The sequence below is a fragment of the Microbacterium aureliae genome (genome assembly GCF_054780155.1).
The window spans coordinates 403,504-419,447 of the sequence record NZ_BAAGWW010000002.1 but is presented as its reverse complement, the minus strand read 5'-3'; the positions used below and the strand labels follow the sequence as shown (position 1 = coordinate 419,447).

Sequence of the window (15,944 nt, the reverse complement as noted above, 5' to 3'; positions counted from 1 at the left end):
CGGTCCCCCGTCTAGTCCGTGGGCACCGCGACGACGACCTTCGCCGGACGCAGCTCGACCGAACCCAGCCGGTAGCCGATCTCGACGACCTCGAGGATCGTCGCCTGCTCGGTGCCCGGGGTGGGCGCCTGGAAGATCGCCTCGTGGTGCTGCGGGTCGAACGCCTCGCCCGCCTCGCCGTAGGTGCTCAGACCGATGCGCTCGGCGACGCCGCGCAGCTTCTCGGCGATCGCGGCGAATGCGGTGCCCGCCTCGAGATCGCCGTGCTTCTCGGCGCGGTCGAGGTCGTCGAGCACCGGCAGCAGCCCCTTGGCGACGGAGCCCTTGGCGCGCTCGATCTCGACCTCGCGCTGCTCCTCGGTGCGCCGGCGGTAGTTGGCGTACTCCGCCTGCAGGCGCTTGAGGTCGGTCAGCAGCGCGCTCTCGAGGTCGGCGATGACGGCGTCCTCGGCGGCGGCGTCGGCGTTCTGCGACGCACCCAGGATGTCGTCGACGGTGAGTTCGTCGTCGCCCTCGCCCGCGTCGCCCGCCTGGTCCTGCGGCGCGGGGCCGGAGGACTGCTCCTCCGGCCCCGGCTGTGCGGACTGGGCTTCTTCGGGCTCGGACGCCGAGGCGTCCTGGGGCTCTTCGAAGTCCTTGTCGGCCATGATTACTTGCGCTCCTCCTCGTCGTCGACGACCTCTGCGTCGATGACGTCCTCATCGGATGCCGGCTGCTCGCCACCCTCGGCGGGCTGCTCGCCCGCGGCCGAGGCCTGCTGCTCGGCCTGACCGGCGGCGTAGATCGCCTCGCCCAGCTTGGTCTGGGACTGGTTCAGCTTGTCGTACGCGGTCTTCACGGCCTCGTCGTCGTCACCGGCCAGCGCGGTCTTGAGCGCGTCGACGTCGGCCTGCACGTCGGTCTTGACGTCCTCGGGCAGCTTGTCGGCGTTCTCCTGGATGAGCTTGTCGATGGAGTACGACAGGGTCTCGGCCTGGTTGCGGACCTCGGCGGCCTCGCGGCGCTTCCTGTCCTCGGCGGCGTGCTCCTCGGCCTCGCGCACCATGCGCTCGATGTCCTCCTTGGGCAGCGACGAGCCGCCCGTGATGGTCATCGACTGCTCCTTGCCGGTGCCCTTGTCCTTCGCCGAGACGTGGACGATGCCGTTCGCGTCGATGTCGAAGGTGACCTCGACCTGCGGGATGCCGCGGGGGGCGGGGGCGATGCCGGTGAGCTCGAAAGTGCCCAGCGGCTTGTTGTCGCGGGTGAACTCGCGCTCGCCCTGGAAGACCTGGATGGCCACCGACGGCTGGTTGTCGTCGGCGGTGGTGAAGGTCTCGCTGCGCTTGGTCGGGATGGCGGTGTTGCGCTCGATGAGCTTGGTCATGATGCCGCCCTTGGTCTCGATGCCGAGGCTCAGGGGGGTGACGTCGATGAGCAGCACGTCCTTGCGCTCACCCTTGAGGACGCCGGCCTGCAGGGCGGCGCCGACGGCGACGACCTCGTCCGGGTTCACGCCCTTGTTGGGCTCCTTGCCGCCGGTCTCCTTCTTCACCAGCTCCGACACCGCGGGCATGCGGGTCGAACCGCCGACGAGCACGACGTGGTCGATGTCGCCGACCTTGATGCCGGCCTCGCGGATGACGTCCTCGAAGGGCTTCTTGGTGCGGTCGAGCAGGTCCTTGGTGAGGTCCTCGAACTTCGCGCGCGACAGCGTCTCGGACAGCGAGACCGGGCCGGAGTCCGTCAGCGACAGGTAGGGCAGGTTGATCGAGGTCGACGACGAGCTCGAGAGCTCCTTCTTCGCCTGCTCGGCCGCCTCCTTCAGACGCTGCAGGGCGATCTTGTCGCCCGAGACGTCCACGCCGGTGGTGTCCTTGAACTGCTTGATGAGGTAGTCCACGACCCGCTGATCCCAGTCGTCGCCGCCCAGGCGGTTGTCACCGGCGGTCGAGCGCACCTGGATGGTCGAGAAGTCGTCGTCCTTGCCCACCTCGAGCAGCGAGACGTCGAACGTGCCGCCACCGAGGTCGAAGACGAGGATGAGCTCGTCCTCCTTGCCCTTGTCGAGGCCGTAGGCCAGGGCGGCGGCGGTGGGCTCGTTGATGATGCGCAGCACGTTCAGGCCCGCGATCTCGCCGGCCTCCTTGGTGGCCTGGCGCTCGGCGTCGTTGAAGTACGCCGGGACGGTGATGACGGCATCCGTCACCGTGTCGCCCAGGTACTGCTCGGCGTCGCGCTTGAGCTTCTGCAGGATGCGGGCCGAGATCTCCTGCGGCGTCCACTTCTTGCCGTCGACGTCGAAGCCCCAGTCGGTGCCCATGTGGCGCTTGACGCTCGAGACGGTGCGGTCGACGTTGGTGACGGCCTGGCGCTTGGCGGTCTCGCCGACGAGCACCTCGCCGTCCTTCGTGAAGGCGACCACCGAGGGGGTGGTGCGGAAGCCCTCGGCGTTGGCGATGACTTTCGGCTCGCCACCCTCGAGGACCGAGACGACGGAGTTCGTCGTCCCCAGGTCGATACCCACAGCACGTGCCATGTCTGTCTCCTTCTTTCGGAAGTGTCGAAGTCAGCTCGCGATCTTGAGTCGCGATGGCTCAACCGTACTCCGGGTCCCTGAACGTGTCAAATGAAGTTGATATGACCCGACTCAAGTTCTCAGGATGCCGTCAGGCGCTGCCGCCTTCTGCGCTCGGCCTGCCGGCGCTTCGTCCACGCCGCGAAGCCGGGGTGATCGGGGATCCGAGCCAGGAAGGGCCCGGCGCTGATCGTGATGAGGACGTAGGCCGTCGCGAGCGCCGCGAGGGATCGGTCGACGCCGGCCGCGACGGCGAGCCCGGCGATGACGATCGAGAACTCCCCCCGCGGCGTGAGCGAGAAGCCGGCGCGCCAGCGCCCGGCCTCGCCGATCCCCGCGGTGCGGGCGGCGAGGTAGCCGCTGAGCACCTTGGTGCCGATCGTGACGACCGCCAGCAGCGTCGCCGGGATGAGCATGGGGACGAGGTCGCGGGGGTCGGTGGACAGGCCGAAGAAGAGGAAGAACACCGACGCGAACAGGTCGCGGAGGGGGGTCAGCAGCCGGGCGGCGTGCGTGGCCACCGGTCCCGAGATGGCGATGCCGACGAGGAACGCGCCGACCGCCGACGACACGCTCGCGCCGGCGGCGAGCCCCGCCACCAGCAGCGTCAGCCCCAGCACCGACAGCAGCAGCACCTCGGCGTTGCGCGACCACACCAGGCGCGACACGATGTGCCCGTGCCGCAGGGCGACGTAGAGGATCACGAGCACGGCGGCGAGCGCGACCACGACCGTCACGGTGCCCGCGGCCCAGCCCGCACCCACCAGCACCGCGGTGAGGATCGGCAGATAGAACGCCATCGCGAGGTCCTCGATGACGAGCATCGACAGGATCACCGGGGTCTCGCGGTTGGTGAGGCGCCCGAGGTCCTGCAGCATCTTGGCGATCACGCCCGACGACGAGATCCACGTGATGCCGGCCAGGGCCACGGCCGCCACCGGGCCCCACCCGAGCGCCAGGGCGAGAAGTGCGCCCGGTACGGCGTTGAGCACCATGTCGATCGCGCCCGCGGTGCGTGCCGCGTGCAGGTTCGTCACGAGCTCGCGCGCGGTGTACTCCAGGCCCAGCATCACCAGCAGCAGGATGATGCCGATCTCGGCGCCGATCTCGATGAACTCCACGCCGGCGGCGACCGGCAGCAGGCCGCCCTCTCCGAACGCGAGTCCCCCGATGAGGATGAGGGGGATCGGCGAGATCCCCAGGCGCGCGGCGAGTCGTCCCAGCAGCGCGATCCCGAGCAGGAGCGCGCCGATCTCGATGAGGACGAGCGCGCCGTGGTCCATCCGGGTCAGCTCCCGGCGATGATGCGCGCGAGGGACTCCAGCCCCTCGCGAGTGCCGACGGCGACGAGGGTGTCCCCCGCGCGGATCGGGTCGGCCGGGCCCGGCGCGGGCAGCACCCCGGCATCCCGCACGATCGCCACGATCGACGAGCGGGTGCGCGTGCGCGCCTTGGTGTCGCCGAGGGGGCGCCCGGCGAACGGCGAGTCGGCGGGCACGGGGATCTGCTCGGTGGCAAGGCCGTCCACCTGCTCGCGCAACTGGGCGATCTGGGTGAGGATGAGCGAGCCGCCGAGGACCTCGGACAGCGCGGTCGCCTCGTCGTCGGCGAGCGGGATCGTGCAGGCGGCGCGGTCGGGATCGTCCTCGTCCGACACGGCGAGCTCGCGGCCGCCGTCGCGGAAGGTCACCACCGAGATCCGCCGGCCGGTGTCGGTCTCGATGTCATGACGGATGCCGATGCCGGCCAGTTCGACGCGTTCCACGTGCACGGACATGAGCCCATCATGGCACCGCGCCCGCCGGGCTGCCGGGGCGCTGCGGCCCGCGGCGATAGCCTGTGCCCAGCCGCGACGAAGCGGCGCCCGTGGCGGAACCCGCCGTTCACCGAGAGGTCCTACCGTGACCGACATGCCGCTGCCCCACCAGCCCGCACCCGAGTCCGAGATCGCCCCGCCGACGTCGGCCCGGGCCGGCCGCCGGGGGGTGCTGGCGTGGGCGCTGTGGGACTGGGGGTCGGCGGCGTTCAACGCCGTCGTGACGACGTTCGTCTTCTCGACGTATCTGGCCTCGTCGCTCTTCGTCGACCCCGCGATCGTCGACGCCGCCGCCGGCAGCGACCGCGACCCGGCGCTCGAGCGGGCCCTGGCCGAGAACGCCGGCGTCGTGGGACTCGCGCTCATGATCGCCGGCATCCTGATCGCCGCGCTCGCCCCGGTGCTGGGGCAGCGCTCGGACGGCACGGGCCGCCGCAAGCTGTGGCTGGGCATCAACACCGGCGTCGTCGTGATCGCGATGGCGGCGATGTTCTTCGTCGAGGGGGCGCCGGCCTATCTCGTGCTGGGCGCCACGCTGCTGGCGGTGGGCAACGTCTTCTTCGAGTTCGCCGGCGTCAACTACAACGCGATGCTCGTGCAGGTCTCGACCCGCCAGAACATGGGCCGCGTCTCGGGGTTCGGCTGGGGAATGGGATACGTCGGCGGCGTCGTGCTGCTGCTGATCCTGCTCGTGCTGTTCATCCAGAGCTTCGGCACCGAGGGCCGCGCCGGGGTGCTGGGCATCCCCACCGACGGCGGACTGCACATCCGCCTGGCCGTGCTGACCTCGGCGGTGTGGTTCGCAGTCTTCGCGATCCCGGTGCTGCTGCGGGTGCCCGAGGTGCCGGCACGCGAGCGCCGGGTGCGCGTCGGGTTCTTCCGCTCCTACGCGGTGCTGTGGGCGACGATCACGAAGCTGTGGCGCGGCAACCGGCAGGTGCTGATGTTCCTGCTGGCCAGTGCCGTCTTCCGCGACGGCCTGGCCGGGGTGTTCACGTTCGGCGCGATCATCGCCGCGCAGGTCTTCGGCTTCTCGTCGTCCGAGGTGCTGTACTTCGCCGTCGCCGCCAACGTGGTCGCCGGCATCTCGACGATGCTCGCCGGGCGCCTGGACGACCGCTTCGGGCCGAAGAACGTGATCCTCGCCTCGCTCGTCGGCCTGATCGTCGCCGGCACCGCGGTGCTGTTCATCGGGACCGCGCAGATCGGCTTCTGGATCGCGGGGCTCTTCCTCACCGCGTTCGTCGGCCCGATCCAGTCGGCCAGCAGGTCGTTCCTTGCGCGCATCACGCCCGAGGGCCGCGAGGGCGAGATCTTCGGCCTCTACGCCACCACCGGCCGTGCGGTGTCGTTCCTCGCGCCGGGCCTGTTCGCCCTCTTCGTGGCCGTCTCGGGGAGCACGCGCCTCGGCATCCTGGGCATCGTGCTGGTGCTGGCGGCGGGACTGCTGCTGATGCTGCCGGTGCGGGCGAAGCAGGCCGTCATCGACTGAACGCCGCGGCGGTCCGCCCGGGCCGGGGCGGTCAGCGCGGCCAGCCGTCGGCGAGCTTCGCCAGCAGCCTCGCGAGCTCTTCCCGCTCGGCCTCGGTGAACCTGCCGAGCGCGGCGGCCACCGACTCGCGGCGCTCGTCCTGGAACCCGCGCACCGCCGACCGTCCGCGCTCGGTCAGGGCGATCCGCGAGCGGCGGGCATCGTCGGGGTCGACCTGGCGCTCGACCAGCCCCAGCTCGACCGACTGCTGCACGAGCCGCGAGGCGCGCGGCTGGTCGACGCCGACCGCCTCGGCGACGTCGGTGATGGACAGCGGGCCGGATGCCGCGACCAGCGCCTCGAGCATGCGCAGGCGCGCGGGTCCGGCGAACTTCGCGCCGTGCCCCCACGGACCGCCGCGGCCGTGATGGTGATGCGGATGGCCGTGCTCGCCGTGCGCGTGCCCATTCGACGGCGGGCCGAACGCCTGCGGACCGGCTCCGGCAGGCCGGGGCGGCCCCGCGGGCCGCAGGCGTGCGAGCGCGGCCGCTATCGCGTCGATCGGGTCAGGTGCGTCGCGGGCCATGCCTCGAATTTACATGCGTATTGACATTGATCGTGAATACATGTCACACTGCATCTACTTGTCATTCGACATGCAATCAACCGAAGGATCACCACCATGACCACCGAAGACACCACTCCCGACGCCGCCCCGGCGACCCTGCAGGACATCTCGGCCCGCCTCACCGCGATCGAGGGGATGATCGGCGACCTCGCCGCCCGCCGCGGCAAGAAACGACATGGCAGGCACGCGCACGCCCATGAGGGCCACGGGCCCGGGTACGGCCACCACGGGCACCCGCACCACGGGAACGCCCACCGGCCGCGCCACTGCGGCCACCACGACGCACGCTGAGCGCACCCGCACGCCGTGCCCGACCGGGGACCGTGCGGCAGAATGGGCCGGGATGAGCAGCATCCCGGCCCTTCTCGCGATCTCGCACGGCACGTCCTCGCCCGCGGGCCAGGCGGCGATCGCCGCGCTGGTGGACGCCGTCGCCGCGCGACTGCCCGACGTGACGGTCCGCCTCGGCCACGTCGACGTGCAGCAGCCCGACGTCCCGGCCAGTCTCGACGCGCTGCCCGAGGGGCAGCCGGTGGTCATCGTGCCGCTGCTGCTGTCGGCCGGCTACCACGTGCGCATCGACCTCATCGAGCAGACCGAAGGTCGCGACGGGGTGACCATCGCCCGCGCGCTCGGCCCCGACGAGCGGCTGGTCGACGCGCTCCTCGCCCGCCTCGCGCCGCTGGCACCCGGGCCCGACGACGCGGTCGTGCTGGCGGTCGCGGGCTCCAGCGACGATCGCGCCAACGACGACTGCCGCGCGACGGCGGACATGCTCGCCGAGCGCCTCGGGCGCCCGGTCACCACCGGCTTCCTCGCCGCGGCCGACCCCCGCGTGGGTCCCGCCGTCGCCGAGGCCCGCACGCGGGCGTCCCGGGTGGTCGTCGCCGACTACCTGATGGCCCCGGGCTACTTCCACGACCTCGCGGTGCGGCTCGCCGGCCCCGACCCAGTCGCCCGCCCCCTGCTCGACGACGACGAGCCACCGGCATCCCTCGTCGATCTCGTGATCGACCGCTACCGCGAGGCGGCCGCGACCGCCGCGCCCGCCGACGCAACTGTGTGACGCCGTGTTGCGGCCGTTAACGCCGCTTGACACCTGAGGGCGCGCCCTCAGGTTCCCCCGCCTACTCTCGTCAGGTGGACTCGACGGAGTCCGCACCGGGCTCGCCCGGGAACGACGGAGGCCACCGTGACCATCAGCGACACTTCGACCAGCACCCGCGCCCCGCGCGGCGAGAGTGCCCGCGCGCGTCCGCCGCGCCCCTCGTCCAAGCCCAACGGGCAGTGGAAGGTCGACGGCACGACCCCGCTCAACGGCAACGAGGAGTGGAAGCAGGTCGACAACGGCCTGAGCGTGCGCGAGCGCATCGAAACGGTGTACTCCAAGGGCGGCTTCGCCTCGATCGACCCCACCGACCTGCACGGGCGCTTCCGCGTGTGGGGCCTGTACACCCAGCGCAAGCCCGGCATCGACGGCGGCCGCACCGCCACCCTCGAACCCCACGAGCTCGAAGACGAGTACTTCATGATGCGCGTGCGCATCGACGGGGGCCAGCTGACCACCGAGCAGCTGCGGGTCATCGCCGGGATCTCGACGGAGTTCGGCCGCGACACCGCCGACATCACCGACCGCCAGAACATCCAGCTGCACTGGATCCGGGTCGAGGACGTCCCCGAGATCTGGCGTCGCCTCGAGGCCGTGGGCCTGGGCACGACCGAGGCGTGCGGCGACGTGCCCCGCGTGATCCTCGGATCCCCCGTCGCGGGCATCTCGGCCGACGAACTGATCGACCCGACGCCCCAGATCGACGAGATCACCTCGCGGTTCATCGGCGACGCGTCGCTGGCGAACCTGCCCCGCAAGTTCAAGTCGGCCATCACCGGCCACCCCAGCCAGGACGTCGTGCACGAGATCAACGACGTCGCCTTCGTCGCCGTCGAGCACCCCGAGCTCGGCATCGGCTACGACCTGTGGGTCGGCGGCGGGCTGTCGACGACGCCGCGGCTGGGCGAACGCCTCGGCGCGTTCGTCTCACCCGATCGCGTCGCCGAGGCCTGGCACGGCGTCGCGCAGATCTTCCGCGACTACGGCTACCGGCGCCTGCGCAACAAGGCGCGGCTGAAGTTCCTGCTCGCCGAGTGGGGCGCCGAGAAGTTCCGCCAGGTGCTGCAGGACGAGTACCTCGGCTACGAGCTGCCCGACGGCCCCGCCGCTCCGAAGCCCAAGACGGTCGGCGACCACGTCGGCGTGCACCGCCAGAAGGACGGCCGCTTCTACGTCGGCGCGACCCCCATCGTCGGTCGGGTCTCGGGCCCGAACCTCGGCAGGCTCGCCGACCTCATCGAGGCGCACGGCTCGACGCGGCTGCGCACCACCCCGCACCAGAAGTTCGTGATCCTCGACATCCCCGAGGACCGCGTCGAGTCGCTCATCGCGGGCCTGGACGAGCTGGGGCTGTCGGCGCGGCCGAGCCTCATCCGCCGCGGCACGATCGCGTGCACCGGCATCGAGTTCTGCAAGCTCGCGATCGTCGAGACCAAGGCGTACGCCACCGCCGCCGTACTCGACCTCGAGAAGCGCCTCGAGCAGTTCGAACTGCCGCATCCGATCTCGCTGCACGTCAACGGCTGCCCCAACTCGTGCGCGCGCATCCAAACCGCCGACATCGGCCTGAAGGGCCAGCTCGTCACGATCGACGGCGAGCAGGTCCCCGGCTACCAGGTGCACCTGGGCGGCGGGCTCGCCTCGCAGGACCGCGACGAGGCGGGCCTGGGCCGCACGGTGCGGGGGCTCAAGGTCGCCGCCGACGGCATCGCCGACTACGTCGACCGGGTCGTGCGCCGCTTCCTCGCCGAGCGCGACGCCGACATCGACGAGACCTTCGCCCAGTGGGCGCACCGAGCCGATGAGGAGGCCCTGGTATGACCGTGTCGCTGGCCCCCCGGGCCGCCGTCAAGCGCACCCGCGACGAGCTGAAGACCCTCGCCGAGAGCGGCGCCGAAGAGCTGCGCAACCTCGCCGAGAACGAGGCGTCGCCCGCCGAGGTCGTGGCGTGGGTCGCCCGCAACTTCGGGACGGATGCCGCAGCCGTGGCGTGCTCGATGGCCGACGCGGCGCTGCCTCACCTGGTCGCCGAGCAGCTGCCGGGCGTCGACGTGCTGTTCCTGGACACCGGGTACCACTTCGCCGAGACCCGGCACACCCGGGACGAGGTCGGGCGCGCGCTGGACGTCCGCATCGTCGACGTGCTGCCCGAGCAGACCGTCGCCGAGCAGGACGCCGAGTTCGGCGCGAAGCTGTACGAGCGCGACCCCGCCCTGTGCTGCGCGCGCCGCAAGGTCGCGCCCCTGCAGGACGCGCTGTCCGGCTACGAGGTGTGGTTCACCGGCGTCCGCCGCGAAGAGGCCCCGACCCGCGCGAACACGCCGCTGGTGACGTGGGACGAGCGCAACGGCCTGGTGAAGGTCAACCCCGTCGCGGCGTGGACCTTCGACGACCTGCTCGACTACGCCGGCGCCCACCAGGTGCCGGTCAACCTGCTGGTCTCGAACGGCTACCCCTCCATCGGCTGCGAGCCCTGCACGAAGCCGGTCGCCGCCGGCGAAGACCCCCGATCCGGCCGCTGGGCCGGCCTGTCGAAGACGGAATGCGGTCTCCACGTATGACGATTTCAGAAACCACCGACCCCCGGACGCTGAGCGAGGAGCGCAGCGACGAGACGAAGCGCCGCCTGGACACCCTCGACCTGCTCGAGGCCGAGGCGATCCACGTGATCCGCGAGGTGGTCGCCGAGTTCGAGCGCCCCGTGCTGCTGTTCTCGGGCGGCAAGGACTCCGTGGTCGTGCTTCACCTGGCGACCAAGGCGTTCGCGCCCGGCAAGGTCCCCTTCCCGGTGCTGCACGTGGACACCGGGCACAACTTCCCCGAGGTGATCCGCTTCCGCGACGAGACCGTGGCGCGTCTCGGCATCCGTCTCGAAGTCGCGCGCGTGCAGGACTACATCGACGACGGCCGGCTGCACGAGCGGGCGGACGGCACGCGCAACCCGCTGCAGACGCTGCCGCTGCTGGACGCCATCGCCGCCGGCCGCCACGACGCCGTCTTCGGCGGCGCCCGCCGCGACGAGGACAAGGCGCGGGCGAAGGAGCGCATCATCTCGCTGCGCGACGAGTTCGGGCAGTGGGACCCGCGCAACCAGCGCCCGGAGCTGTGGAGCCTGTACAACGGCCGCCACACCCCCGGCCAGCACGTGCGCGCCTTCCCCATCTCGAACTGGACCGAGCTGGACGTCTGGCGCTACATCGAGCGCGAGGACATCGCCCTGCCACCGCTGTACTTCGCGCACGAGCGCGAGGTGTACGCCCGCGACGGCATGTGGCGCCCGGTGGGCGAGTTCTCGCCGCCGCGCGAGGACGAGGCCGTCGAGGTCCGCACCGTCCGCTACCGCACCGTCGGCGACATGAGCTGCACCGGTGCGGTCGAATCGGATGCCGCGGACATCGCCGCGATCGTCGCCGAGGTGGCACGCTCCACCATCACCGAGCGCGGCGCCACGCGAGCCGACGACCGCCTGTCGGAGGCCGCGATGGAAGACCGCAAGAAGGACGGATACTTCTGATGACCGCGACCCTGTCCACCGGGACGCTGTTCCGGTTCGCCACCGCCGGTTCCGTCGACGACGGCAAGTCCACGCTCGTCGGCCGCCTGCTGCACGACTCCAAGGCGATCCTCGCCGACCAGCTCGAGCAGGTCGCCCGCACGTCGGCCGAGCGCGGCTTCGCGCACGGCGAGTTCGACTTCGCGCTGCTGACCGACGGCCTGCGCGCCGAGCGCGAGCAGGGCATCACGATCGACGTCGCCTACCGGTACTTCGCCACCGGCGAGCGCTCGTTCGTCCTCGCCGACTGCCCCGGGCACGTGCAGTACACCCGCAACATGGTCACGGGCGCCACCACCGCCGACGCGGTGGTCGTCCTCGTCGACGCGCGCAAGGGCGTGGTCGAGCAGACCGTCCGCCACCTCGCCGTGGTCGCGCTGCTGCGCGTGCCGCACGTCATCGTCGCGGTCAACAAGATCGACCTCACCGGCTTCGACGCCGACGTGTTCGCCTCGGTCTCGGCCGACGCGCACCGGGTGGCTGCCGAACTCGGCATCGAAGACCTGCAGGTGCTGCCGGTGTCGGCGCTCGAGGGCGACAACATCGTCGAGCACTCCCCCCGCACCCCCTGGTACGACGGCCCGGCGCTGCTCGAGCTGCTCGAGACGCTGCCGGGCGCCGACGAGCTCGACCGCGAGCACGAGCCGCTGCGCCTTCCGGTGCAGCTCGTGCTGCGGCCGCAGGGGGGCCTCGCTCCAGAGCTCGCCGCCGACCCCGTCGCCGCCGAGTCGCTGCGGGACTACCGGGCGGTCGCCGGACGGATCGCCTCGGGCACCGTGCGCGTGGGCGACCGGGTCGAGGTCTTCCCGTCGCGCGTCGCGACGACGGTCACCGGCATCCGGGTCGCCGGCGTCGAGACCGACGAGGCGATCGCCTCGCAGTCGGTGTCGCTCGAGCTCGCCGACGACGTCGACGCCGCCCGCGGCGCGCTGGTCGTCGCGGCGGGCACCCTTCCCGAGGGCCGCCGCGACATCGACGCCGAGCTGTTCCAGCTCGACCGCCGCACGCTCGCCACCGGCGCGCGGGTGCTCGTCAAGCACGGCACCGCCACGGTGCAGGCGCTCGTGGCCGACGTGTCGTCGCGCTACGACCTCGACACCCTGACTCACGAGCCGGCCGAAGCGCTCGAGACCAACGACATCGGCCGCGTGCGGCTGCGGCTGGCCGCCGACCTGCCGATCGAGCCGTTCGCCGAGAACCGCCACGGCGGCTCGTTCCTCGTCATCCACCCCACCGACGGCGCCACCCTCGCCGCCGGGATCGTGCGCGACCGCGTCGCCGAGGCCGGGCTGTCCGGCGGCACGGAGTGGACGATATGACCACCGGCAAGGTGTGGCTCGTCGGGGCGGGCCCCGGCGACCCCGGCCTGCTGACCGTGCGCGGCCTGCGCGCCCTCGAGAGCGCCGACGTCATCGTCGCCGACCGCCTGGGCGCCCGCGCGGTGCTCGACGGGCTCGCCGCCGAGGGCGTGACCCTGCGCCCCGAGGTCGTCGACGTCGGCAAGCTCCCCGGCCACCACGCCGTCCCGCAGGACAACATCAACGCGCTGCTCGTCGAGCTCGCCCGAAGCGGCCGCACGGTCGTCCGGCTGAAGGGCGGCGACCCATACATCTTCGGCCGTGGTCTCGAGGAGCTGGCGTTCTGCCGGGCCGCCGGGATCGAGGTCGAAGCCGTCGCCGGGATCACCAGCGCCATCTCGGTGCCGGCGGTCGCCGGCATCCCGCTCACCCATCGCGGGGTCGCCACGGCCTTCACCGTCGTCACCGGTCACGACCAGATCCGCGAGATCGGCGGCGGCGCCGACCACACCGTCGTGCTGCTGATGGGCGTCGGCACCCTCGCGCACTCGGCGCTGACGCTCGCCCGCGGCGAGCGCGGCGCGGACTGCCCCGTCGCGATCGTCGAGGACGGCTTCGGCGCGCGCCAGCGCGTCACCGTCGGCACCCTCGCGACCATCGCGGCCCAGGCCGCCGAGCGCGGCGTGCGCTCGCCCGCCGTCGTCGTGATCGGCGACGTCGTGCGGCTGAGCCCGTACGCCCCGGCCGAGCTCGCGACCCTCGACCTGTCTTCGTTCGATCCGCTCGCCCCGGGCGAGCGCTCCCCTCGAAAGGCCTCTCCGCTGTGAGCCACACCTCTTCGTCCCTCACCGATCTGCGCGTCGCGATCATCGGCGCGGGCCCCGCCGGCGTGTACGCGGGCAACATCCTCTCGGCCTCGGTGGCCGAGGCGGGCGGCTCGGTCGCCATCGACCTGTTCGAGTCGCTGCCGGCCCCGTACGGGCTGATCCGCTACGGCGTCGCGCCCGACCACCCCCGCATCAAGGGCATCGTCACGTCGCTGCACGAGATGCTGGATGCCGGTTCGATCCGCTTCATCGGCAACGTCGAGGTCGGCCGCGACATCGCCCTGGACGAGCTGCGCGAGCGGTACGACGCCGTCATCATCGCCACCGGTGCGATCCGCGATGCGGCGCTGGACATCCCCGGCATCGACCTGCCGGGCTCGTACGGCGCGGCGGACTTCGTCGCGTGGTTCGACGGCCACCCCGACGTGCCGCGCGAGTGGCCGCTGGATGCCGCCGAGGTCGCCGTGATCGGCAACGGCAACGTGGCGCTGGACGTCGCCCGCATGCTCGCCAAGCACCCCGAGGACCTGCGCTCGACCGAGATCGCCGACAACGTGCTGGCGGGCCTCGAGGCCTCGGCCGTCACCGACGTGCACGTCTTCGGGCGCCGTGGCCCCGCCGACATCAAGTTCACGCCCATCGAGCTGCGCGAGCTCGGCGAGGTGCCCAACGTCGACATCATCGTCCACGAAGAGGACTTCGGCGACGCCGACCCGGCGACGGCGAAGAACAACCAGCTGAAGGTCATGCTGCGCGTGATGAACAGCTGGCGCACGCGCCCGCAGACCGGCGCCGACCGCCGCCTGCACCTGCACTTCTACCACTCGCCCGTCGAGGTGGTCGGCGAGGAAGCAGTCGAGGCGGTGCGCTTCGAGCGGACCGCGCCGACCGGGGACGGCAGCGTCGCGGGCACCGGCGAGTACCGTGAGATCCCCGTGCAGCAGGTCTACCGCGCGGTCGGGTACTTCGGCACGCCGGTGCTGGGCGCGCCGTTCGACGTGGTTCGCGGCGTGGTCCCGAACGTCGAGGGCCGGGTCACCGACACCGCGTCGGCGACCAGTGCCGAGGACGGCGGCACCGCAATCCAGGGGCTCTACGCCACCGGCTGGATCAAGCGCGGCCCGGTCGGGCTGATCGGGCACACCAAGTCCGACGCGATGGAGACCATCGCCCACCTCGTCGCCGACGCGAAGGCAGGACTGCTGGCGGCGCCCGCGGTCACCGGCGACGTGCTCGACGTCCTCGCCGAGCGCGACGTGGCGTACACGACATGGGAGGGCTGGCGCGCGCTGGACGCGCACGAGCGCGAGCTCGGCGCCACGCACCGCTACCCGCGCGAGCGCGTCAAGGTCGTCCCGCGTGACGAGCAGGTCGGCATCTCGCGGTCGGGGGCGTTCGTCTCATGACGTACGTGATCGCCCTTCCCTGCGTGGACGTCAAGGACCGCGCCTGCATCGACGAGTGTCCCGTGGACTGCATCTACGAGGGCGACCGGTCGCTGTACATCCACCCCGACGAGTGCGTGGACTGCGGGGCATGCGAGCCGGTGTGCCCCGTCGAGGCGATCTACTACGAGGACGACCTGCCCGACGAGTGGCAGGACTACTACAAGGCCAACGTGGAGTTCTTCGACGACATCGGCTCGCCCGGCGGCGCCGCGAAGGTCGGCGTGATCCACAAGGACCACCCGATCATCGCCGAACTGCCCCCGCAGGCGGAAGGCCATGACTGACACGGATGCCGTCGCCACCGAGGTCGACGCGCTGGTCATCGGCGGCGGACCCGCCGGGCTGTCGGCCGCGCTCAACCTCGGTCGTGCGCGCGCATCGGTGGTCGTCGTCGACGCCGGCCGGCCGCGGAACGCCGCGACCCTGCGCTCGCACGGCTTCCTGACGCGGGACGGCGTCTCGCCGCTGGAACTGCGCAAGCTCGCACGCGCCGAGCTCGCCGCCTACCCGAACGTGCGGGTGCTCGACCGCGCCGTCGTCTCGGGGCTGCGACGCTTCGACGGCGGCGACGGGATGCGCTTCCTCGCCGGCATCACCGCCCGCACCCCGCGGACCCCGGCCGCCGTCTCCGCCCGGTCGGTGCTGGTGGCGACCGGCCTGCGCGAGAACCTGCCCGACATCCCGAGCCTGCGCTCGTACTACGGCATGTCGGTCTTCAGCTGCGCCGCGTGCGACGCGTGGGAGCTCCAGGACCGGCCGCTCGCACTCATCGGCGAGACGCCCGATCTGGCCGCGCGGGCGCGCCTGATCGCGCGGTGGACCGACCGCCTGACCGTCTTCACCCACGGCGCCGACGTCATCGACACCGTCCAAGAGGCCGGGCTCGCAGCATCCGGGATCACCGTCGAACGGACACCCGTCGCCGACCTCGAGGGTGAGCGGGGCGCGGTGTCGGCCGTCCGGCTGACCGACGGCCGGGCCGTCGCGGTCGAAGGCGGCTTCGTGCGGCCGGTGTGGCACCCGGCGCTGGACTTCCTGTCGGGGATCGACGCCGATCGCGACCCCGAGGGGCACCTCGTCGTCGACGGGTCGGGGCGCACCACCGCGCCGGGCCTGTACGCCGCCGGCGATGCGGCCGCGCCCGGTCCGCAGCAGCTCATCGTCGCCGCCGGCCAGGGCGCTCGGGCCGCCGCGGTGCTGGTGCACGACCTCGTGGGCGTGAGCACCGCGCACTGACG

General features: G+C 72.0%; 16 protein-coding genes. 11 read left to right on the top strand and 5 right to left on the bottom strand.

Annotation, left to right across the window (positions count from 1 at the left end; genetic code table 11):
- Positions 1-11: 11 nt before the first annotated feature.
- From ACYVF4_RS08095 to ACYVF4_RS08080, 4 genes are all read right to left on the bottom strand, one after another.
- On the bottom strand, positions 12-647 hold the full coding sequence (locus ACYVF4_RS08095) for a nucleotide exchange factor GrpE (protein WP_460721534.1): 636 nt from the start codon (positions 645-647) through the stop codon (positions 12-14).
- Between the two features lie 2 nt (positions 648-649).
- The gene (gene dnaK / locus ACYVF4_RS08090) at positions 650-2,518 is read right to left on the bottom strand and encodes a molecular chaperone DnaK (RefSeq protein WP_460721532.1); all 1,869 of its coding nucleotides are present in this window, start codon (positions 2,516-2,518) and stop codon (positions 650-652) included.
- Between the two features lie 119 nt (positions 2,519-2,637).
- A complete protein-coding gene (locus ACYVF4_RS08085) occupies positions 2,638-3,840 on the bottom strand; it encodes a cation:proton antiporter (RefSeq protein ID WP_460721530.1) in 1,203 nt (400 codons plus the stop codon).
- A gap of 5 nt (positions 3,841-3,845) precedes the next feature.
- Positions 3,846-4,334 (bottom strand): cation:proton antiporter regulatory subunit, encoded by a 489-nt coding sequence (locus ACYVF4_RS08080; protein ID WP_460721528.1) that lies wholly within the window; start codon positions 4,332-4,334, stop codon positions 3,846-3,848.
- A gap of 133 nt (positions 4,335-4,467) precedes the next feature.
- Here ACYVF4_RS08080 and ACYVF4_RS08075 point away from each other — a divergent pair, with 133 nt between their 5' ends.
- The gene (locus tag ACYVF4_RS08075; RefSeq protein ID WP_460723078.1) at positions 4,468-5,865 is read left to right on the top strand and encodes an MFS transporter; all 1,398 of its coding nucleotides are present in this window, start codon (positions 4,468-4,470) and stop codon (positions 5,863-5,865) included.
- A 31-nt stretch (positions 5,866-5,896) separates the two neighbouring features.
- On the opposite strand, the gene ACYVF4_RS08070 is transcribed toward ACYVF4_RS08075, so the two are convergent.
- A complete protein-coding gene (locus tag ACYVF4_RS08070) occupies positions 5,897-6,430 on the bottom strand; it encodes a MarR family winged helix-turn-helix transcriptional regulator (protein WP_460721526.1) in 534 nt (177 codons plus the stop codon).
- 96 nt (positions 6,431-6,526) lie between these two features.
- On the opposite strand from ACYVF4_RS08070, the gene ACYVF4_RS08065 reads away from it, so the two are divergent.
- The 10 genes from ACYVF4_RS08065 (at position 6,527) to ACYVF4_RS08020 (ending at position 15,942) form a co-directional block, all read left to right on the top strand.
- Positions 6,527-6,763, top strand: a complete 237-nt coding sequence (locus tag ACYVF4_RS08065) for a hypothetical protein (RefSeq protein ID WP_460721524.1) — start codon at positions 6,527-6,529, stop codon at positions 6,761-6,763.
- Between the two features lie 52 nt (positions 6,764-6,815).
- On the top strand, positions 6,816-7,538 hold the full coding sequence (locus ACYVF4_RS08060) for a sirohydrochlorin chelatase (protein ID WP_460721522.1): 723 nt from the start codon (positions 6,816-6,818) through the stop codon (positions 7,536-7,538).
- Positions 7,539-7,664: 126 nt separating this feature from the next.
- Positions 7,665-9,401: a nitrite/sulfite reductase gene (locus tag ACYVF4_RS08055; protein ID WP_460721520.1), complete on the top strand. Its 1,737-nt coding sequence runs from the start codon at positions 7,665-7,667 to the stop codon at positions 9,399-9,401.
- Entirely contained in the window at positions 9,398-10,141 is a 744-nt protein-coding gene (locus ACYVF4_RS08050; RefSeq protein ID WP_460721518.1) for a phosphoadenylyl-sulfate reductase, read from the top strand. The genes ACYVF4_RS08055 and ACYVF4_RS08050 overlap by 4 nt, the downstream gene beginning before the upstream one ends.
- Positions 10,138-11,094: a sulfate adenylyltransferase subunit CysD gene (gene cysD / locus ACYVF4_RS08045; RefSeq protein WP_460721516.1), complete on the top strand. Its 957-nt coding sequence runs from the start codon at positions 10,138-10,140 to the stop codon at positions 11,092-11,094. Before ACYVF4_RS08050 ends, cysD begins: the two co-directional genes overlap by 4 nt.
- Positions 11,094-12,452, top strand: coding sequence for a sulfate adenylyltransferase subunit 1 (locus ACYVF4_RS08040; RefSeq protein ID WP_460721514.1), 1,359 nt, complete (start codon positions 11,094-11,096; stop codon positions 12,450-12,452). The genes cysD and ACYVF4_RS08040 overlap by 1 nt, the downstream gene beginning before the upstream one ends.
- A complete protein-coding gene (gene cobA, locus ACYVF4_RS08035) occupies positions 12,449-13,258 on the top strand; it encodes a uroporphyrinogen-III C-methyltransferase (protein WP_460721512.1) in 810 nt (269 codons plus the stop codon). The genes ACYVF4_RS08040 and cobA overlap by 4 nt, the downstream gene beginning before the upstream one ends.
- On the top strand, positions 13,255-14,664 hold the full coding sequence (locus ACYVF4_RS08030; RefSeq protein WP_460721510.1) for an FAD-dependent oxidoreductase: 1,410 nt from the start codon (positions 13,255-13,257) through the stop codon (positions 14,662-14,664). Before cobA ends, ACYVF4_RS08030 begins: the two co-directional genes overlap by 4 nt.
- Positions 14,661-14,990: a ferredoxin gene (gene fdxA, locus ACYVF4_RS08025; protein WP_460721508.1), complete on the top strand. Its 330-nt coding sequence runs from the start codon at positions 14,661-14,663 to the stop codon at positions 14,988-14,990. Before ACYVF4_RS08030 ends, fdxA begins: the two co-directional genes overlap by 4 nt.
- Entirely contained in the window at positions 14,983-15,942 is a 960-nt protein-coding gene (locus tag ACYVF4_RS08020; protein WP_460721506.1) for an NAD(P)/FAD-dependent oxidoreductase, read from the top strand. The genes fdxA and ACYVF4_RS08020 overlap by 8 nt, the downstream gene beginning before the upstream one ends.
- Positions 15,943-15,944: the final 2 nt, after the last annotated feature.